Below are 18,825 nucleotides of genomic sequence, written 5' to 3'. Positions count from 1 at the left end.
TGTATGAATCGACGCAGGATCATCCGATCGGGAAAATTCCGTTCGTTGGCAGTGCCACCTTTCGCAAGCGATAAGCACCCCTCTTGAGCCGAACACGAATTTTTTACTGGATATCTACGTGGCGGATGAGGTTGGCGGAGCGGCGCACAGCTTAATCCGACAGACTGGATACCGTATATAAAGCTTTCAGTATCGATAGCGGCAACGATGCCAAGTTGAACTGGAGTTTGCCCGCCGCGCAAGTACGACCGACCCCGGCAACCCCATTGTTTTCGGAAAATGTAACATGGAGTCCGATATTTTGCCTATTTCTATTGTCAAATCGCCGTTGTTCTATCCGGGGCGATGGCAGCCTTGCGTTTGCAACCGTCCAAAGCTCCGATTCTCCCGATTCCGACCCGTTGGATGAACGTATAATATGAAGCCGATTGATTTATTACTGCTCGGGCAGTCTACTTCGTAACGAGCGACGGCGAAACAAAGACCGATCGCAGACATCGTTGCCGCCGACAAAGTTCAGATCAACAGCGAAGCGACTTCGCCGTCGTGCAATGACGAACAAGGGCGCGATAAAGGGACGTTTATTTCATCAGAACGGAGGGCGGCGATGAGCTTATTGCGAGCCATAATCATGTCATAATGACAGACGAAGGCCGGTCCCGCATCGGAGCTTCAGGAGGAAGACGTCCTGCTGACGCGGACGGAACAAGCCAAAGTCGCTTCCATCTCCAAGGATGCCTATACGGCCTGATGTATAACCTTGCGACAACGAATAGAAAGCTCCGATTTTCCCATTTAAAATGTTTGGTCTGGTATCGTTGTCGCAATGTTATACATCAGGCCGCTATAGCATCTTGAGATGGAAGCGACTTTGCTTTTCCCGTCCGCTCAGCAGGACGTTCTTCCTCCGAAACTTCCGAGCGGAACGGCCCTTCTCTTCATTATGACATATTATGCTCCAATAAGCTCATCGCCGCCCTCCGTCTGATGAATAAACGTCCCCTTATGCGCGCCCTTTTCGTCCATGCACGACGGCAAGTCGCCTCGCTGTTGATCTGAACTTGTCGCCGCAACGATGTCTCGATCGGTCTTTGTCGCCGTCGCCTCGTACGGAAGTAGACTGCCCGAGACAGTGCCAAAAAAATCAATCGGCTTCATATATACGTTCCATCCAACGGTCGGAATCGGAGAATCGGAGCTTGGACGTTGCAAACGCAAGGCTGCCATCGCCCGGATAGAACAACGGCGATTTGACAATAGAAATAGCCAAAATATCGGAACTCCATGTTACATTTCCGAAAACAATGGGGTTGCCGGGGTCGGTCGTACTTGCGCCGGCGGGCAAACTCCAGTTCAACTTGGCATCGTTGCCGCTATCGATACTGAAAGCTTTATATACGGTATCCAAGTCTGTCGGATTAAGCTGTGCGCCGCCTCCGCCAACCTCATCCGCCACGTAGATATCCAGTAAAAAATTCGTGTTCGGCTCAAGAGGGGTGCTTATCGCTTGCGAAAAGGTGGCACTGCCAACGAACGGAATTTTCCCGATCGGATGATCCTGCGTCGATTCATACCAGGCATAATCGAATTGAGAATCTCCTCCTTGGTCGGTCCAAGGTCTCCCTAACCCGATGTTAATCGCCTTTGGATTATTCGGTTTTGTAGTCGTCCTTGCAGGCGCGGTAATAACAGGATCTCCTGTCGTCCCGCCGTTGTCTTGTTTCTTCACCAGCCCGGATTGAGGACTTGCCGTTTCACTGCCTGAGCTCGTCGTATACTGATAGTGCAAATAAGAATTCACATCAATCTCTTTGGAGGTGGAAGCGGCCGTCGATACGGTCAGCAGCGCTTTGGCAAAATCATTGTTGAATCCATGCGCCACAATGTCCTTCGTCTTCCTGCTTTGGACAATCAAAGCCAGATTCATGCTGGCATAGCCGCCCACCACCGTAGCCAAGCCGTTGGAGGCAATCGTGCCGTCCGTCGTCAAATTCAATCCGGGTATTTTGAACATATTGGTCCAGCCATCGGCGGTTTGCGGTTCATTTTCTTGCAGGCCGTGCTGTTCCTGATACGCCTTCATCAGCTCAAGGCTTTTTAATTTGCCGGGATATAGATCCGCATCTCCGCTTAATTGGCTCATCATAACGGCAAACTCGTATTGCTTCTCATCCCGGAAATCATATTTCAAATGGCCATCTCCAGGCAGAATACCGTCTATGTATGCGAAAAGTTCCTTTTGCTCGTTGGTAAGGTTAATCATGGCGAAATCCTCCTTATGTTTTCAATAATGGCTTCAATCGTCGTTCGATCGTCATAATAATCTTGGATGACAATGTTCGCTTGGCTTCTCCACGATAAGCCTGAAGGGCCGTACAAAGCTCCGTGAGCTTGATCTACCAGGCTGTACACGCTGGATGTCAAACCGGGCGTCAAAAGATCTTGAAGCGCCCATAGGTTGGTCAGAGCGGAGAAGGTGCTGATATTGTTGTTAATAAATTGAATAAGATCGGTTTGCTTATCGGTATTAGGCCAAAATTTGGAACCGTCCCATTCATCAGCAAACAGCTTTTTCCCGTTCCATATGTTGCCCGTATTCTGGTACGACGAAGGATCGAAATTAACGCTCGCGATGACCCTTTGCTGCGTTGACGCTGTCCATAGACTATTGAGCGTTGTGTTCGGCCCGAAGCTCCCTTGCGGGATTAAATACGGATTCAGGCTTGAATTATAGAGGGCCGTAAAAAAGGATTGCAGTGCGCCCGGACGCTCTTTATCGTCATAGTTGTCGAAATGAGTGAAATCGAGAATAATGATTTCGTTCTGCCTTTTTTGCCAGTCCTCGGTGTAAAATGCCGTCACCTGCGAAATAAGATCGTCAAGCGTTGCGGCTACGGTGATCGGGCCATGGTGGAAGCCATGAGACCATTCGCCTTCGCCTTCGTGAACATATTTGGGTCGGACGTCAAAATAACGCGCTCCCAGCATCAGTTGATCGTGAAAATTGACCTGCTGCGTTTGAACCCACGGAGTCGCGACACCCGAATTGTTGTAGCATGCGGCGTCATGCGTTCCCGGAATAAATAATTGCCTGAGCTTTTGATTTTTGAAGCCGGCATACTTCTCGTTCACTTTGCCCATCCACCTTCTCAGGTCAAAGGGCAGCACAAGCGTCTGCGGGCAAACCGTTTTGCCGCTATTTGAAGTTCCGCTGCTCCAGCAGGCCAAATTAGGGGTGCCGACGCGATAAGTAAACGTAACCGGAGTTCCGCTTCCGGAGTATGTTTGCAACCCGGTATGCGGAGAGCCCTCCGCCGAATTGCTAGACATTTTCGGACAAGTAAACGACATATGGAATTCGATATAGTTCATTTTGAAATACAGGCCGGCTCTGTCGTTATCTTTCAGCACAAAGATGCGCTTGCAATCCGGAGGAACGGTATCGTCCGCGTTGGGCTCGATGTACCAGTTGCCTGCTCCCCCCTTGTTATCGTTCCAATACTTCACAAAGGTTAACGTTTCGGGAATTGTGTTCTCAATGAAAATCAACGCCCGTTTGTCCTTAAATGTCGTCTGGTTGCAAGTCGTGCTGCCGTCGTTGGAGTCGCCGTGATTCCAGCAGGCGCGATTGGACTCGCCAATCTGATATTCCAAAGAGGCGGCTACGACGTCCCGATGGTAACGCTGCAGTCCTGCGGCCACTAACCCGTTATTCGAGTCGTCCGGGGAGCCTTCGGCTGAAGGGGTACCGCCGTTCTGAAAAGACATATTGGCAAAGCCCAGCTGATCAAGGCCGTTCGTATCCAACACTTTGAGAAACAGTCCGGCTTTGTCATCGTCTAATAAATAAATCGTTCTTTTGCAGCCGGAGGCGGAACATCGCGCGGGCCCGGCGCCCAGTACCAGTTGGAAGCGCCGTTCGAATTATCGTTCCAATAGCCGCAAAACTTGAGCTGATAATTGTTTTCGTTTTTGATTCTGATAGTTAATTTTGCATCTTCAAATTCGGTTTGACTGCATTTGATTTCACCGTCGTTGCTGGAGCCGGAGCTCCAACAAGCCGCATTGGTCGTGCCCACACTGTAAGTAAGATTGAGCGGGTGACCGGACTCGCTATACGCTTGAAGCCCCGCGGAAACAAAAGAACCGCTGCCGGGGGAGCCTTCTGCGGAATTGCTGGACAATTTCGGACAAGTGAACGACATCGTAACGAATCCGGCTTCCTCTTGGGAAGAAGGATTAATGGCACGAAACCAGATCCCCCTCGGTCATTGTCGTTTAACACAAACGATTTGGAACTGTTGGCCGCAATATCCGTCGGCGTCGATTCCCAAGGCCCTCCCCAGCATCCCAAGTATTGCAAGTTGTAGCTGCCGCTGTTGACCGTAACATTGACTTTGAAATCTCCCATTATTGAACTCCTTTCATCACGTTGTTTTTGAACCAAATGAAGCAAAAACCAATACATTAGTCCTACTGAAACTAAATCAATTTTCCCATAAAATACTAATCCAATTGTCCTATTTTGTAAATAAAAATAGGATTTACGAAAAAATGTTAAAATTATCGCGAAATATGTCTACATCAAAAAAAGCGCCATATCGGCGCTTCACTTATTCGACTTGACCATTCTGTACTAATCGTAATAAACTCTCGTCTCATACTCTCCTTCGCCGATCACAATTTTCCATCGTTTCTAAAAAAATGCGGCAATATGTCATTTATATTGAAGGATACTATAGTGGTGGATACTATTCCGATACTCTATACTTCACACTGACGTAAAGATCACTGAAACTGCCTCTGATTCTGGGGGCAGTTTTTTCATGCTCTCTTATTTCCTCTCAATCCCTATCTTCGTCCTGCTCCTCTTCTCCCCTAATTGGTGAGGGTGTTCGAATCGATTTCCGATAACTTCATAATTTTTACCGTATCAATCGCGTTTAAGCCAGCTTAGAGCATTCATTCCGCAATCAATCCATGGGATTTGATCGTATGCTGGGTAATCTCGCTCTGAACCATAATCATAACGCCCAACGGTTTGCACCATGCTCGCGGCGCTTTAATCGGTCTGGCTCATCTAGGCTGTCTCCTCTCTCCTGTGGGAGATACTCTGGTAACGTCCTCAGAACCGAATCATGACATATTCCAATCTGAAGACGAATCCGCAGCTGCTGCTTTTGAAGATGTTCTGCCAAAAAGCATCAAAAAAAACAAAATGACTACCAGGTAGCAGCTGGTAGCCGATTGGTAGCCAAATTCTTCGACATCATTCATTTGGGGTCAATCTATATCAAACGTCCAAATCGACAGAGGCAAGTAAAACAAGGGATTTCATATATGTTCATGCTCTATCATACAGCCTGAATTTTGTTTGGTCTCCGAGACTAAAAAACTTATAATATGGATATTACATATACCTATATTTTCCCTTACAAGGAGATTAAAAATGAAAAATAGAATCATTCTGCTTGCATTAATGTTCTTAATATTCTCCGGAACGGCAACCGCTTCAAGCATTAATGGTCACTATAAAAACAACCCGATCGTTCTAATAAAGTCGGACGGCAAACTGTTACAACCCGCAGATGTTCCCGGAATTCTATTTAATGGACGTACTTTGGTTCCTATCGGCATGCTTCGTCAATTGGGGGCGATAGTGGCATGGGATCCGAATACGCTCTCAGTCGATGTCAAACTGCCTAATAACTCTACACATACGACAAATGATGAGATTGCTCTGTTGAAATTCAAAATGAAGGTTGCGAATACATACAGAATAATTTACCAGTTTGGAGCAGAAATCCAGAGTTTAACCGGGTATTTCGACAAAACTCTTAATGCAATTCAAATCAATCAATTGCCCGAAGAAAATTTAATGGAGACAGAGTACACTATCCATGCATTAACACAGTTTTGTGCTGATCTTAAAGAAGTTAAGCTTCCAATTATTGAGGAAGCGAAGAAGTATGCTTTGGACCTGTCCGATATGAAAGATTTTTTAGACGAATATTACAAGGCTCTGAATTATTACTCCGAGGCGTATACTTTATTGAATGGCTATTATAAAACAGGTTCAAAAAAGGATTTAGAAGATAAGCAAACAGCCTTAAACAAAGCCGGTGAAGTTGCAAGAATGCCCTACCAGTATGCGACGGCTAAATACTACGATTATTACAACGCAACCCAGAAGTAACTTATTAATCCGCTACTTATTCGGAGTTATCGGCAAATCCGGTGCGGGAGCAGCAGGATCATAGGTAAACCAATAGGCTGACCACAGGGGGCTTTGATCTAAAGGCGCAGCACTCGAAAGCCGTATTAGCATATATGAAATTCTATATTTTTGGCCTTTTACCATTCCTCCCAGTACATATTTACCTCCGTAATAAGGGGAATGGCTAATTTGCGTACCGTCTTCGTCGTTCAAAAATACGATTGCAGATATGATACCGTCCGACAAAGCTATGTTTCCCACCCACTGCGCTTTTGGTACGACGATGGAGGGGAGGCTTTTCATTCCTGGCTTGTAAGTGAAAGGAGGCACCCACGGATATGCGTGATCAGGATAGGGCTCCCCCGCTCTATAGTTGCTCAACTTTTGTACAGAAATGTTGTATCGATGCCCGGCAATGAGATTGGGCAAAGAATAACGACCTTTTTCATCCGGATAGACGAGTGTATTTACTTTGTTTAGAGTTTCCTCACCTGCATTTTCATCCAGCACCATTAAAGTGAGATTAGGAACCGGATTCCCATCCTCATCCGTCACCGTTCCTCGCAGCAGATCGGACGGAGCATCTTCCAGCATCAGGTCAGGCAAGACTTGCATTCCCGCTTTATAGACGAATGTGAACGGCTTGGGTTGGATAAAACGTAAAGAGTCCTTAACTTGAACGGAAACCTCATATTCTCTTTCCGGCAGCAGCCCCGTCATTTCCATTGTCGCTTGCCTATGATCCAGAGAATATGGTTCTTGCTGCGGTTCCTTCGCTAACAATCGAACGCTGACTTCCTCATTAGTCACTTTATCTCCCAATACGTTTTTGATGTTTAGCGTGACGTAATTCGTTGAAAGGCGTATTACTTTTTCCGCCGAATACCACTGTACGAGCAAGCCGAGAGATTGACTCGCGAACCGTAATGGAACATACGAAGCCCCATTTCGAATAAAAGGCGCTGCATCCAAAATGACGGATTTCCCATTGACGAGCGCCGTCAGGCTCCCGATCTGCAGTTCAAGCGTATCGGAATTGGATTGTCCAATGATCGTCTTCGTTGACGGATTCCAATCGATCGTTACGTTCAAAGCTTCGAACAGATTTCGGAACGGGACGTAGTTGTATCCATTTACTTCCACGACTTCATGCTCGAAAGATAGCGGGCTCCCATCCAAATACACGCTAGCGGGACTCGCGGGCTGAGCGCCGACAAGTCGGGGAAGTGCCATTATCCCAAAGACTAAAAAAAGAGCAACGATACGTACGGTCTTACGCAACTGACTCACTCTCCACTCTCTTATGCTAACCGTCAGATGATTTTCCCGCTCGGGACCTCATCTCCTTACAACTTCTTCGAAGATTGCCCATTTCCTTCCAAAATGGTGAAAAAACTTACCCCCTTCACATTCTTTCATTCGGCCAACATCGCCTCTACTCCCGAAAAACAAACTCAACCCGCGTCCCGTCCGGGTAATCCTCCAACTGGTTGCTGACCCAGGAGCCGGCTCCGCGGTTGTCCGAAGGGTCTATGTACTTGATGTCCGCACCCGAGCCGCCTTCCGCGCACATGGCCATCGGCCACTCGTCTCGGTCGTAGCCTTTTTTGGTGGGGATCCCTTTCAACGACTCTTTCCGGCGCTCTTCTGCTTCGTCGCGATCGATCGTGCAGATGGCCGATTCGCCTGCGGCGATCGCCTCCTTGATATGGCGGCCGGTCTCGGGATATTGGTCGGTCGGAAAAAACAGGGCGACGACGTTCGAACTCGTTGCCGGCTGAGTCTTTGGCTGCTCCTTTTCCATGTAATAATTCAAGAAAAAGGCGACGGCGATAATGACAATAATGAAAAACGGAATCTTATCCTTCTTGCGGCTTCTTCTTTTCTTCATATTTCTCTCCTGCTCCTGTGCGCGTAATGTATCCGATTGTAGCACGGGAACTCCCCGCAGACCATCATCCGCGGGGTGCTAAATTTATTTCAGCAGCCCTTTTCGGGCTGCTCGAATGACGACGCCGACCGCTCTCCAAAAATCCGGCGTGCCCCGCGGATCGCGAATAGCGCCGCCGAGATCGGCGCTGCCGAACTCGGCAATGAACCATTCCGGCGCCGGCAACCGCTTCTCCTCTTCGAGCGCCACCACTCGTTTGACCAGCGCCTCGAACGCTTCCTTTTCCTCCTTGGTCATCGGCTCATCCTCCTTCTCGCTGTCGTATTTTTTCAGACCGTTCCTATTCATAATTTCGATAAGCTTGGTTGAATAGGCCGGGTCTGTCGCATACCCGCACAGCCACAACGCCTCGGCCTGTATCTCCGGTGTGCGTGCGGCCCGAACTCGCGCATAACGAGACGTCCTAAGCAATCGGTCCTGATCCCGATAGAAGTCGTGAATGCTGCCGTAGGATCGCCACGTTTCGATCGTCTCGATTCTTTCCCCTCCGATCATTTCCCATGTCGCAGCCGTGTACGTATCGCCCTTCCACCATTCGTTCGCCGTACCTGACCCCGCTTTCAATCCGCCGAGATTGTTGTGCTTATTAATAACCCCGCCCGTTTCGAGCCAATTCTGAGCGAGCCTTACCGACGCAAACATCGGCGAGCCTTCTTCTCGGGCGCGCACGGCGGAGGGAGCCAATTTTTCGAAAAATGTCTTTCTGTCCATCAAGCCTAAGTCCCCCCTCTCTGCCGGTCTTGTCCTATGCTATTCGCTCCGTCCTACGCTTGTCGCGGCGATCAAAGAGAAAGGCTCCGCCAATTAGCGGAGCCTTGATTCCATTGCTCTATTCCATCTTCCAATAGACATGCCCAAAATGGTAAAATAGCTCAGTCTGAGCAACGCGAGCCAATCGCCCAGCCGATGGGACAGCACAGGAGGATAACTGCACATGGGCATTTTTGACGGCTTACTCGGCAACGCATCCGAAATCAGTCCGGCCGAAGCGCAAAAGGATTTAGCCAATCTGCTCTACGAGAGCGAACGGGTGGAAAAAGCATACAAGCTGATTCGCGACCTATTCGTATTCACCGACAAGAGACTTATTCTCATCGACAAGCAAGGCCTAACGGGCAGAAAAGTCGATTATCATTCCTATCCGTACAAAAGCATCTCCCATTTCAGCATTGAAACGTCCGGGCATTTCGACTTGGATGCCGAGCTGAAATTTTGGATTTCCGGCAATCCGACGCCGGTCTCGAAGACGTTCAACAAGAGCTTGAACATTTACGAGCTGCAGGCCGTGCTTGCCCGCCATATTCTAGGCTGATTCTTTCAATCCGCCAGCACCTCTTTTATACATCCGTCCCAAAAAGCTCGCGGATCGTCTTCGATCCCCAGCCGCCGCCGCCCGGGTTGCTCATCGTTCCCGCGAATCCGGGCAGGGGCGGGCGTCCCGGCAAGGACGGCGTCCCTGGCGCTCCGCTCATCCCCGGCACAGACGGCAGCACTCCCGCCGCAGACCTTGCGAACGCGACGATATTCCCCGATCCATCCCTCATCACTCCGTTATCCAGCCACGCGACAGGCCTCCCCGTCAACGTGTATACGGACTTGTCTTTCAGCCATCCCAAATTGCGCCCGTTCCGGCTCACGAAACGATCTCCTTCGGCGATGACGAACATCGCTTGTCCAAATCGATCGAAATACCATTCGTTCATCTTGTCCGATCCCCTCTTTTTTTGCCATAATAACAGAATACCATGAGATGACGGAGAGGAGAACGACCATGAGAACGGCCGATCAAGTGAAACGCAAGCTCAACGAGCTCGCCGGACAGAAGAAGCGTCTGGAGGCGCTGGCTGCCGAAGAAGGCGGCCATCCGTCAAGCGACCGCATCGCTCGGCTGGAGGATCAAATCTTTTTGCTGGAATGGGTACTGAATGAGCCGACCGGCTCCTATCACGTTTGAGTCGGCGGGCGTCGAGCCAGTGCTCCTGCTCCCTGCGCGCCAATGCTTTGGGCTTGTTTACGCAGCCCGTATCCCGTTTTCTAACTATTAGCGAGGTGCCTCATGAAAAGAAAAACCAATCCGCTGCTTTATGTCATTTTCGGAGTTCTTCTGGCAGCGTTCGGCGTTATCGATTTGTTGTATGTGAATAGACTGATCGGCACGGCTCTCGTCATCGCCGGCATTTGGCTTGGCATCAACGGACTGCGATTGCGCAGCCAAGCGAAGAAGAACGCCGGTCGATGACCGGCGTTCTTTGGTGTAACGATTGGGTTCGACCAGGCTGATCTCCGATTTGGGATTGGGCTTGTTCACTCTCTCGCATCTCCGGCTGCTGCTGCTAGTTCGCCTGCCGGTTGGCATTGCGAGGTGCTTGTTCGTCCAATATTAGACGCTGTTGGTGCTTGCTGGGTGCTTGTTCGTCCATTGTTAAACAATTAACTGCACAACGTACCGCTATATGGCGCGTTCCCAAACAGTAACTACTTTTACCTGTAGAAGGTACAGCTAATCGTTGCTTGAACAGGATGAACAAACCGCGCACCATGAAATAGCTGCTCTTTCTGCATCTGTTTGGTATCCAAACAATCATTTTGCTTGAATTAACTGCAGGTTTTACATTTCGTTCATCTAACTTCCTCTTCGGAAGGGGTTGGGTTCGCGCGGACGACGTTTTTGTCGCACACGTAAGTAGCATGCAGTTTGCGACTCATCTACCGCCCTCACGCCGCCCGCCTACCTTAATACTCGCAAGCCGATGATTCGCGCGCGCACTCAACCCATTCTCCTGCTCAAGGACAGCTGCCGCAGATGTCTGCCGACGAACACATGCTCGGTACGGCAATGCCTTCTTACGCGCGAAGGCTCGCACACACTAACTTACCGAATTCTGCGGCTCACTTCCCCGCAAGCTTGCCGACCAGCGCATCGCTCGACACTTCGGGGCCGGCGTTGATCCGCTTCAAGCCGAACAGCGTCCGCGGGTCTCCTCGGACTATGTCGCTAATGCCCGATTTTGTCGTCAACGTCACTCGGTAGCCCATATCCTTCAAAATTTGCTCGGACAAGTGATTGTAATAGCCGAACGGATACGTGAACACGTTCACCTCGTTGCCGAGCCGGCTCTCGATCCTCGACTCCATCTCGCGTACGTCCTCGATGAACGCTTGGCCGTATGCGCCCGTCGATTCGCCGTCCTTGCTCAGAACGCCGATTCGGACGTCCGGATCGTCCTTGCCCGATTCATGCATATCGACGCTATGATTCTGAATGTCGATAACGCCGGAATCGACCATTTCCTTCGCTTCCTGCCACGTAAAGTGCGGGTAAAAAGGCTTGCCCGGAACGCGGTGCTCCGTCAATCCGACCGACCAGCCGATCATCGAAATCGTCGCCTTCATCCCAAGCTCCTTCAGAATCGGATACGCATACTCGTAATTGCTCAAGTAGCCGTCATCGAGCGTAATCGCTACCGGCTTGGCGGGAAGCTCTTTTTTGCCGTCCACGTAATCGATCAGATCCTGCATGAACACAGGGGTGTACCCCGCCGCCTTCACCGCAGCCATATCGCTCCTGAACTTATCCGGCGGCGTAATAAGCGGACCGGGCTCGTCCGGATCTTCGTCGATATGATGGTAGACGAGAATCGGCATCTTCAGCTTCGTCTTGGATGCGGCGGCAGGCGGCGTAAAGATTTTCTCGGCATACTCCGCCACATTGTCCTTGGTCGTCAGATGGCCGAAATTCTTGGGCACGTACACATCGGGATCCTTGAAAATATACCCGAGCATCATCGCCCCGAGCGTATTCCGATAGTGCATCGTATCGTAAAAATACCGCAAATCGCCGCTGACGTTCGTATACCCCGAGAAGTCCCAGAAGTCCGTCACGTTGGCTATTTTGGCCCAATATCGCTTGAGCGCCGACATATCGTAGCTCTTCAGCTCCTGCTCGGAGGTCGCTCCCGCAATCATGCGGAACGTAATGCCGTGCGACTCGGTATACTCCTTCATTCGCTTGATGGCCTCGACGTTTTTGTCCAAGGCGGTCGCTTCGAGCTTGCCGAACGGCGCGAAAGCTTCCTTGTTCGCAGCCATGAACGCTTCCAGATCGTCCACCTTCTCCGCGTCGCGTTTCACCTTATTGTAGACGCCGGTCTCCGGAATGAACTGGGAATATTCGAACGGATCGATCCCCCGCTTCGCCAGCCCTTCAAGCTTCGTATACCCGTAAGACGGATTCAGCTTCAAATATTTCAGGTAAAAGGAGAACAGCGATTCCCCCGTCACCTTGGCGTGCAGCGATTGCTTGAAGTCGGTCGCCGTCTCGTTATAGTGGCTGATTTCCTGCAAGCTCATATGGATAACGATATTTTTCGGCTTGTAATGGTCGACTATGTAGACGAGCGTTTTTTCGTAATCGTGAAAATCGCCGCCGTACATAAGCATGCTGTAAAATTTTGCGTCGTCTCCGTAGTACTTGTTGAGCAGCGTCGGAGAGATGGAGCTCGATTTGGAGCCGCCGATAATATACGAATTATAGCGATCGTGATATTGGTCGAGATAGCCGATTTTCGCTACCCTCGGGTTGTTGACCATGTCGTAGGAATGCCATTTCAGCACCTTGTCCCCGAATACCCGAACGGGTCCACTACGTAGTTGAAGCCGCCCACCGCCAGCCCCGCCAGCACGAGCGAGCCTATGAACGTTAACAGCCATTTGCGGAATTTCATGCGTTCACCTCAGAACTGGAAGTATAGGAATTTGGATACGGACGTCATCTGCGACAACGAAATGCCCAGCAATAATGCCGCTGCGACAGCATGCCGATAGCGAGGCACGAAGTCTTTCGTTATTTCGCTGGAGTTGGGAGCGAAGAACGAAATGAGCATCGCGATGACGAGCAGGACGATCGTATAGAGGTGGTACGCGCCAAAAGTCAGCAAATGATGCGAGAACGCCGCAAAGTCCATGCCGGCAAAATCGCGCAAGCTCACCATTGACCGCATGACATCCATCGCCTGCTCCGCGTCCTTCGACACGAACAGGATGCGGGTTGCGATGACGCCCGCGAACGTCAAAGTCCAGGCAAGCCAGAACGGCAGCTTCCACTTGCGCCTGTACATGAAGTGAGATGCGCACACCAGAACGCCGTTAATAGCTCCCCACAGCACGAACTGCCAGCCCGCGCCGTGCCAAATGCCCGATACGAGAAAAGTCACCATGACGGCGGAATAGAAGTTGAAGCTCCCGCTGCCTTTGCGGTACACGGTGCGAAAGACGTAATCGGATAAAAATTTCGATAGAGTCATATGCCATCTTTGCCAGTATTCGCGGAAATTTCTGGCCTTGTACGGCGAATTGAAGTTGTGAGGAAGCTTAATATTGAAAAAGAGAGCAAGACCGAGAGCCATGTCCGCATAGCCCGACAGATCGAAATAGTAGGACATCGTATAGCCGACGGACGACAGCCACGCGGTTAACGTGTCGGCCGCTCCCGCGCCCGAGAAATAAGCAGCGGAATAGCCGGTCAGCGGGTCGGCCAGCATGATCTTTTTGGCGCAGCCTAGCGAGAACAGGAAGATGCCGAGCATCATATTGGCTCTATTGAACAGCGGCTGCTTCTTATCCTGGATTTGCGGCATAATGTCGCCGTGATGCACGATGGGCCGACGACCAGCTGCGGAAAAAACGTAACGAACATAAGAAAATCGATGATCGGCGTCGGAAGCGCGCGGCCTCTGTAGCAGTCGACCAGGTAGGCGATCAGCTGGAACGTGTAAAAGGAAATGCCCAGCGGCAGCGCAATGTGAACGAGAGAATACGCATGGCCGGTCACCATATTGACGTTCTCTATCATGAAGTTGGCGTATTTATAGTAGCCGAGAAACAGGATGTTCTGCGCAAGTCCGATCCCTAGCAGCAGCCGCTTCACGCCGGTAGAGCCCGCTCTATTCGCCCTCATGATCAGATTGCCTATCGTAAGGTTGAACAGAATGTCGGCGATGAAGATGAGAACGAACGAGCCGCTTCCTTGCGAGTAAAAATAGAGCGAGGCGAGCACCAGCCAAGCCTTCGCGACGGTATGCAGCTTGAATGTGTTCAGCAGCCGATAACCGAAAAACGTAATCGGCAGAAACGTAAAAATAAACGTATAAGTCGAAAAAATCACAGAAAAACCCCTTCTTTTCGTCGAGTTTCTTCCCGAGGGCGAATTGTTTTCTCCAATTTTTCTATTGTATCATCAAGCTTCGAGCGAATCAGTACTTTTGTGCCTCCCACTATCGACCATATTTCAACAATCTTTTTATCGTCTCGCGCATACGATAACAAGAGCCAGGCTTGTCTTGAGGAAACTCCGGTCTTCCAGCTTTAAGCGCCATAGCGTTCGCTCAGTTCGAAGCTGCCTATCCCGTTCTGTCCCCGCCTCGTTCAAGTGAAACTAGGGGCGTTCATCAGATCATTTAGATGTATTTCGTACCGTTCTTTTTCCGGATGGCTCGAGTGTGAAGCGACTGCCTGCATAAGATACATTTAATTAGACCGTTTGTGTTAAGTTGAGGTTGCACGGACCTTATTATCTGTAGGAAATGCATCTAATCTTGCTAAACTACAAGATTCTCTTTAAATTAACGGTAGCTTTTACATGCGAGCTCAAGGCACCGAGCATAAGTTTGCTAGCTTCGAGGTACGAGAGACAAGTTACTGAACGACGAAATACGAGTTACTTAACAACAAATACATTTTACCGAGCACCCCGAGTACAAGTTACCGAGTGTCTATATCCGCCGCAGCCCGAAAAACAGAAAAAAAACCGCAACGCCCAGGAGGCGATCACGGTTGCAGCAAATCCCATCGATAGAGCAGCTCGGTATTGCGGCGCACAACCGCGTCTACCTGATCCTCCCTCAGTCCGCGAAGAGCTGCGATTTCCCGAATGACCGCGCGGACCATCCCCGGCTCGGTTTCCTTCCCTGCGAACGAACCTTCGAACGGCCACGGACCGTCCGTCTCCACCATAAGCCGATCAAGCGGATAGACCGTTGCCAGCTCTCGTATTTCCTTCTCGTACTCTACGTCGGGCGTAACGGAAATGAAATAGCCGTTGTCGACCATACGAGCGACGGATTCCGGGCTGCCCTTGAACCAGTGAAAATGCGCTCTTCGCACCCGATAGCGCTCTAGCAGTTCTATCGTCTCGTCCGCGTCCTCATACACGGAATGAAGCGCGATCGGACGATCCAGCTCGGCAGCCAGCGTTACGAACCTCTCCAATTGGCGTCTGTACGGCCCAAGATCGAACGGCTCGCCCCGCTCCTCCGCCTCTTTGCGCGTATAGTAGGGCAAGCCGACCTCGCCAATCGCGAACGGCTCGTCTCCCCGCTCCCGTATCCACCCGCACAATGCCTCCAGCTCCTCCTCGGAGAGCGGCGCTTGCTCGGGATGATGACCGTACGCGGCAGGATCCGTCCCGGGAATCGGCGCGCAAGCTCCCGGTTTGCCAAGCAGGACTCCATTCCCATCGAGACGGCGACGACGCCGTCGATGCTGTCGCTGCCGCCCGATCCAAACGTCGACGTAAGCATCGCTTCCAGCGCTTCTCTTTCATAAAGATCGAGATGAATATGCGCGTCAAACGGCATTCGAGCCATCTCCTTGTCCGAGCAAATCGAGAACTTCCTTCTTTAGCTCCACGAACGCCGGCGCGAGCCACACGTCCGGTCGACGGGGGCGGTCGAACGGCACGACGATCTCCTTCACGACCTTCGCCGGAGCGGCGGACAGCACGTAGATCCGGTCGGACAGCGTCAGCGCCTCCTCAATGCTGTGCGTCACGAACAGAACGCTTCGGCGCTCCGCTTCCCATAGCTGCAGCAGCCACCGCTGCATGTCCGCGCGGGTGAGCGCGTCCAGAGCGGCGAACGGCTCGTCGAGACACATGACGTTCCGCGGCATGAGCAGCGCTCGCAAGAACGACACGCGCTGCTGCATTCCTCCGGACAGCACATGCGGGTACTCCTCGGCCACTCCTTCGAGCCCGATCCGGCGAAGCCACTCAAGCCCGGCTTTTCGCGCCATCTTCCGATCCATGCCGCCCGTCTCGAGCGCGGCGGCGATATTGCCGGTCACCGTCAGCCATGGAAACAGCGCAGGCTGCTGCGGCATATAGCTAATGTGGCCGCGCTCTCCGGTCACTTCCCTGTCTCCGATAGCAATCCGCCCTGCATCGGGCTTCTCCACTCCGCCGATCAACCGGAACAGCGTCGTCTTGCCGCTGCCGGAAGGACCGACAAGCGAGACGAATTCGCCCTCGCCGACGGTAAGGGATACGCCGTCCAGCACCGGATGCGATCGTCCGTCACTGCGCCGATAGGCTTTGGACAAGCTATGCAATTCCAAAGCGGCTTTCATCGACCCGTCCCTCCTTGATTGCCCGTTCGCGGCGTCCAGCGCACGACAAGCCGCTCCGCCAGGAGGACGAGTCCGTATACGGCAAGACTAAGCGCGACGACCCAAATGACCGAGGCGAATACGCCCGCGGCATCGTAGCTCGCTTTTTTGAGCAGCATGTACTTGCCGATCCCTTTGCTCCCGCCGAGCCATTCCACGACGACCGCCGTCGAAACGCTGTAGGTGGCCGTTATTTTAAGTCCGGTGAAAAAATGGGGCAGAGACGCCGGAAGCTCCAGACGACGCAAGAGCTCCATGCGCGAAGCTCCGATCATCGCCAAATATTCGCGTAAATGGGGCTCGCTTCGGCTCAGGCCGGTCATCATGGACATAACAATAGGAAAAAAACAGACGAGTACGAGCAAAATAAGCTTCGGCGTCAAGCCAAAGCCGAACCATACGATCAACAGCGGTCCGATAGCGACGACCGGGATGTTCTGGGAAATGACGATCAGCGGCGCGAAGGCCGCTTTGAGCCAAGGCACGAGATGAAAAAGAAGGGCGGCGGCGACGCCGATCGCCACCCAGCCCCAAGCCCATGAACACCAATCTCAGCGAGCTGCCGACCGCGGACAGCAGCAAATGTTGGTCCGTCCACAGCTTCTCGGCAATGGTAAGCGGCGCCGGAAGCATCCATTTCTCGGGCTTATAGATCGTGCATCCCGCCTGCCAAATCGCAACAATCGCAATCACCGAAACGATCGGCGGAGCGATCTTGCGCCAGCGGCCGTTATTGTCCATCCGGGTATTTCTCCAGCAGCTTCGCCATCGAAGCGTGCGGTCCGCCCACGAGCAGCTTGATTTGCGACATGACGGACGGACTTCCGATTTCGAACATCGCTTCGTTCATTTTTTTGACGATGGCCAGAAGCTCGTCGAACTCGCCCTCCATCGTCGTTTCCAGCGGCCCGACTTTGTAGCTGACGCCCGACTCCTTAATAATTTCGATCGCGCGGTCGACGTAAGGAATCGAATCCTCCCCGTCCTTCGTTTTCGGTAAAATTTGAATGCTTAGCAACGCTTGCGTCATGATAGGTTTCCTCCCTTATTGGGGCAAAAAGTCGTTGGTGTACATTTGCTCGAAGTTCAATTCCTTTTGCAGCAAGCCGTGCGCCTTCATCCATTCGCCGTAGCCGGTCCATACCTCTTTCTTTTGCTCGCCCCAGCGCGGCGCGTCGTCCTTGTACTTCGAGGCTAGCCACTTCTGGCTGGCATGGACGAGATCCTTGTCCAGCTCGGGAGCAGCTTTCAGCAAAATGTCCGCGGCTTCGTCCGGATGGTCGATAGCGAATTGGTAGCCTTCCGTCGCTCCAGCCAGGAACGCTTTGGCCAGATCCGGCTTATTCTTAAGAAAATCCTCGTTCGACGTGAGCACCGGCGTATAGTAGTCCAACTGCTTGCTGTAATCGGACAAATAGACCATGTTCAGCTTCTCGCCCTTCAGCTCGGCTCCGACGCCGTCCCAGCCGTAGTAAATCCAGGCGAAGTCGATGTCGCGTTTTACCGCCGTAAGGAAGTCGGCCGTTCCGATATCCACGAAGTTGACTTTGCCGATGTCGGCCTTCTGCTCCTGCATAAGCGATTCGATAACGGCCTTCTCTGCCGGAGAGCCCCATGCGCCGTACGTCTTGCCTTCGAAATCCTTCGGCTCCTTGATGTTCTTGTCCGCCGGGGAAGCAAAGCGGACGTATTATGCTGGATGATCGCCGCCACCGATACGATCGGAACTCCCTGCTCGCGCGCCAGAGTCAAATCCTCCTGCGCGGTAATGCCGAAATCGGCTTTGCCGCTGCCGACCAGCGCGTTCGCTCCCGACTCGGGCGGCTGCACGATCTCCACCTTCAAGCCACGTTTCTCCCAAAAGCCTTTTCCTTGGCCGCATACAATCCCGTATGATTCGTATTCGGCGTCCAGTCGAGCACGACCGTCACGTCCTGCAATGCTGCGGACGGCTCCGACACGCTTCCCGACGAGGACGGCGATGATGCCTCCGGCCCCTTCGTCCCATCGTTCTTGCCGCAGCCGGCCAGCAGCAGCGTACCCGCCAGTACTGCGATACCCGCGCTTTTCCAATTCCATTCCCTTGCCTTCATCTTTCTCTCCCTCTCGAGTCCCCATACCGGGCCTCGTCTGTATTCGAACAGCGCTTCGCGATCAAAAAAGACGCCCCCCTATCCGGAGGGCGTCCCATACATGCAGACGTAACGCGCGATGC

The 18,825-nt window shown here is 51.9% G+C and carries 20 protein-coding genes and 1 pseudogene; 5 read left to right on the top strand and 16 right to left on the bottom strand.

Annotation, left to right across the window (positions count from 1 at the left end):
- Nucleotides 1-951: 951 nt before the first annotated feature.
- The 4 genes from D3H35_RS07580 to D3H35_RS07565 are packed head-to-tail and all read right to left on the bottom strand — an operon-like array spanning nt 952 to nt 4,205.
- Nucleotides 952-1,158, bottom strand: a complete 207-nt coding sequence (locus D3H35_RS07580) for a hypothetical protein (protein WP_119148474.1) — start codon at nt 1,156-1,158, stop codon at nt 952-954.
- Nucleotides 1,145-2,263 carry a hypothetical protein gene (locus D3H35_RS07575; protein WP_119148473.1) on the bottom strand — a complete coding sequence of 373 codons (1,119 nt, stop codon included), beginning with the start codon at nt 2,261-2,263 and terminating at the stop codon, nt 1,145-1,147. Before D3H35_RS07575 ends, D3H35_RS07580 begins: the two co-directional genes overlap by 14 nt.
- Nucleotides 2,260-3,810, bottom strand: a complete 1,551-nt coding sequence (locus D3H35_RS07570) for a PI-PLC domain-containing protein (protein WP_147355771.1) — start codon at nt 3,808-3,810, stop codon at nt 2,260-2,262. The genes D3H35_RS07575 and D3H35_RS07570 overlap by 4 nt, the downstream gene beginning before the upstream one ends.
- A gap of 29 nt (nt 3,811-3,839) precedes the next feature.
- Nucleotides 3,840-4,205 carry a hypothetical protein gene (locus D3H35_RS07565; protein ID WP_119148471.1) on the bottom strand — a complete coding sequence of 122 codons (366 nt, stop codon included), beginning with the start codon at nt 4,203-4,205 and terminating at the stop codon, nt 3,840-3,842.
- A gap of 1,244 nt (nt 4,206-5,449) precedes the next feature.
- Here D3H35_RS07565 and D3H35_RS07560 point away from each other — a divergent pair.
- Nucleotides 5,450-6,196 carry a hypothetical protein gene (locus tag D3H35_RS07560; RefSeq protein WP_119148470.1) on the top strand — a complete coding sequence of 249 codons (747 nt, stop codon included), beginning with the start codon at nt 5,450-5,452 and terminating at the stop codon, nt 6,194-6,196.
- A 12-nt stretch (nt 6,197-6,208) separates the two neighbouring features.
- Here D3H35_RS07560 and D3H35_RS07555 read toward each other — a convergent pair whose 3' ends face one another.
- The 3 genes from D3H35_RS07555 to D3H35_RS07545 form a co-directional block, all read right to left on the bottom strand.
- Nucleotides 6,209-7,450: a stalk domain-containing protein gene (locus D3H35_RS07555; RefSeq protein WP_147355770.1), complete on the bottom strand. Its 1,242-nt coding sequence runs from the start codon at nt 7,448-7,450 to the stop codon at nt 6,209-6,211.
- Nucleotides 7,451-7,652: 202 nt separating this feature from the next.
- Nucleotides 7,653-8,108 carry a NucA/NucB deoxyribonuclease domain-containing protein gene (locus D3H35_RS07550; protein WP_119148468.1) on the bottom strand — a complete coding sequence of 152 codons (456 nt, stop codon included), beginning with the start codon at nt 8,106-8,108 and terminating at the stop codon, nt 7,653-7,655.
- A gap of 84 nt (nt 8,109-8,192) precedes the next feature.
- Nucleotides 8,193-8,879, bottom strand: coding sequence for a glycoside hydrolase family 73 protein (locus D3H35_RS07545; RefSeq protein WP_119148467.1), 687 nt, complete (start codon nt 8,877-8,879; stop codon nt 8,193-8,195).
- A 223-nt stretch (nt 8,880-9,102) separates the two neighbouring features.
- Between D3H35_RS07545 and D3H35_RS07540 the strand changes: the two genes are divergently transcribed.
- Nucleotides 9,103-9,480 carry a PH domain-containing protein gene (locus D3H35_RS07540; protein ID WP_119148466.1) on the top strand — a complete coding sequence of 126 codons (378 nt, stop codon included), beginning with the start codon at nt 9,103-9,105 and terminating at the stop codon, nt 9,478-9,480.
- A 25-nt stretch (nt 9,481-9,505) separates the two neighbouring features.
- On the opposite strand, the gene D3H35_RS07535 is transcribed toward D3H35_RS07540, so the two are convergent.
- The gene (locus D3H35_RS07535) at nt 9,506-9,871 is read right to left on the bottom strand and encodes a 4-fold beta flower protein (protein WP_119148465.1); all 366 of its coding nucleotides are present in this window, start codon (nt 9,869-9,871) and stop codon (nt 9,506-9,508) included.
- A gap of 68 nt (nt 9,872-9,939) precedes the next feature.
- Here D3H35_RS07535 and D3H35_RS07530 point away from each other — a divergent pair, with 68 nt between their 5' ends.
- Nucleotides 9,940-10,122: a hypothetical protein gene (locus tag D3H35_RS07530; RefSeq protein WP_119148464.1), complete on the top strand. Its 183-nt coding sequence runs from the start codon at nt 9,940-9,942 to the stop codon at nt 10,120-10,122.
- A gap of 102 nt (nt 10,123-10,224) precedes the next feature.
- Nucleotides 10,225-10,407 carry a hypothetical protein gene (locus D3H35_RS07525; protein WP_119148463.1) on the top strand — a complete coding sequence of 61 codons (183 nt, stop codon included), beginning with the start codon at nt 10,225-10,227 and terminating at the stop codon, nt 10,405-10,407.
- A gap of 650 nt (nt 10,408-11,057) precedes the next feature.
- Here the strand turns inward: D3H35_RS07525 and D3H35_RS07520 are convergent.
- From D3H35_RS07520 to D3H35_RS07510, 4 genes are all read right to left on the bottom strand, one after another.
- Entirely contained in the window at nt 11,058-12,782 is a 1,725-nt protein-coding gene (locus D3H35_RS07520; protein ID WP_158593985.1) for a polysaccharide deacetylase family protein, read from the bottom strand.
- Between the two features lie 119 nt (nt 12,783-12,901).
- A complete protein-coding gene (locus D3H35_RS07515) occupies nt 12,902-13,822 on the bottom strand; it encodes an MBOAT family O-acyltransferase (protein WP_325050024.1) in 921 nt (306 codons plus the stop codon).
- Complete coding sequence (locus D3H35_RS32155) at nt 13,753-14,331, bottom strand: MBOAT family O-acyltransferase (RefSeq protein WP_233567809.1); 579 nt, start codon at nt 14,329-14,331, stop codon at nt 13,753-13,755. The genes D3H35_RS07515 and D3H35_RS32155 overlap by 70 nt, the downstream gene beginning before the upstream one ends.
- Nucleotides 14,332-14,993: 662 nt before the next feature.
- Nucleotides 14,994-15,563, bottom strand: coding sequence for a TatD family hydrolase (locus D3H35_RS07510; protein WP_233567808.1), 570 nt, complete (start codon nt 15,561-15,563; stop codon nt 14,994-14,996).
- Between the two features lie 30 nt (nt 15,564-15,593).
- On the opposite strand from D3H35_RS07510, the gene D3H35_RS32150 reads away from it, so the two are divergent.
- Nucleotides 15,594-15,770, top strand: coding sequence for a hypothetical protein (locus D3H35_RS32150; RefSeq protein ID WP_233567807.1), 177 nt, complete (start codon nt 15,594-15,596; stop codon nt 15,768-15,770).
- A 21-nt stretch (nt 15,771-15,791) separates the two neighbouring features.
- On the opposite strand, the gene D3H35_RS07505 is transcribed toward D3H35_RS32150, so the two are convergent.
- The 4 genes and pseudogenes from D3H35_RS07505 to D3H35_RS07490 form a co-directional block, all read right to left on the bottom strand.
- Entirely contained in the window at nt 15,792-16,571 is a 780-nt protein-coding gene (locus D3H35_RS07505) for an ABC transporter ATP-binding protein (RefSeq protein WP_119148460.1), read from the bottom strand.
- Complete coding sequence (locus tag D3H35_RS07500) at nt 16,568-17,134, bottom strand: ABC transporter permease (protein ID WP_119148459.1); 567 nt, start codon at nt 17,132-17,134, stop codon at nt 16,568-16,570. Before D3H35_RS07500 ends, D3H35_RS07505 begins: the two co-directional genes overlap by 4 nt.
- A gap of 206 nt (nt 17,135-17,340) precedes the next feature.
- Nucleotides 17,341-17,640: a thiamine-binding protein gene (locus D3H35_RS07495; RefSeq protein WP_119148458.1), complete on the bottom strand. Its 300-nt coding sequence runs from the start codon at nt 17,638-17,640 to the stop codon at nt 17,341-17,343.
- Nucleotides 17,641-17,655: 15 nt separating this feature from the next.
- Nucleotides 17,656-18,703, bottom strand: a pseudogene (locus D3H35_RS07490) (ABC transporter substrate-binding protein).
- Nucleotides 18,704-18,825 lie beyond the last annotated feature (122 nt).

Origin of the sequence: Cohnella faecalis (assembly GCF_003570905.1) — a bacterium.
Lineage (GTDB): Bacteria > Bacillota > Bacilli > Paenibacillales > Paenibacillaceae > Cohnella > Cohnella faecalis.
This window is presented reverse-complemented; position numbering and strand designations above follow the sequence as displayed.

What these genes read in the sequence shown, in the direction of transcription:
- D3H35_RS07550 (WP_119148468.1), bottom strand. Translation starts at nt 8,108, where the DNA reads ATGAAGAAAAGAAGAAGCCGCAAGAAGGATAAGATTCCGTTTTTCATT.
- D3H35_RS07565 (WP_119148471.1), bottom strand. Translation starts at nt 4,205, where the DNA reads ATGTCGTTCACTTGTCCGAAATTGTCCAGCAATTCCGCAGAAGGCTCC.
- D3H35_RS07580 (WP_119148474.1), bottom strand. Translation starts at nt 1,158, where the DNA reads ATGAAGCCGATTGATTTTTTTGGCACTGTCTCGGGCAGTCTACTTCCG.
- D3H35_RS07495 (WP_119148458.1), bottom strand. Translation starts at nt 17,640, where the DNA reads ATGACGCAAGCGTTGCTAAGCATTCAAATTTTACCGAAAACGAAGGAC.
- D3H35_RS07530 (WP_119148464.1), top strand. Translation starts at nt 9,940, where the DNA reads ATGAGAACGGCCGATCAAGTGAAACGCAAGCTCAACGAGCTCGCCGGA.
- D3H35_RS07505 (WP_119148460.1), bottom strand. Translation starts at nt 16,571, where the DNA reads ATGAAAGCCGCTTTGGAATTGCATAGCTTGTCCAAAGCCTATCGGCGC.
- D3H35_RS07545 (WP_119148467.1), bottom strand. Translation starts at nt 8,879, where the DNA reads ATGGACAGAAAGACATTTTTCGAAAAATTGGCTCCCTCCGCCGTGCGC.
- D3H35_RS07560 (WP_119148470.1), top strand. Translation starts at nt 5,450, where the DNA reads ATGAAAAATAGAATCATTCTGCTTGCATTAATGTTCTTAATATTCTCC.
- D3H35_RS07535 (WP_119148465.1), bottom strand. Translation starts at nt 9,871, where the DNA reads ATGAACGAATGGTATTTCGATCGATTTGGACAAGCGATGTTCGTCATC.
- D3H35_RS07575 (WP_119148473.1), bottom strand. Translation starts at nt 2,263, where the DNA reads ATGATTAACCTTACCAACGAGCAAAAGGAACTTTTCGCATACATAGAC.
- D3H35_RS07525 (WP_119148463.1), top strand. Translation starts at nt 10,225, where the DNA reads ATGAAAAGAAAAACCAATCCGCTGCTTTATGTCATTTTCGGAGTTCTT.
- D3H35_RS07555 (WP_147355770.1), bottom strand. Translation starts at nt 7,450, where the DNA reads ATGGCACTTCCCCGACTTGTCGGCGCTCAGCCCGCGAGTCCCGCTAGC.
- D3H35_RS07540 (WP_119148466.1), top strand. Translation starts at nt 9,103, where the DNA reads ATGGGCATTTTTGACGGCTTACTCGGCAACGCATCCGAAATCAGTCCG.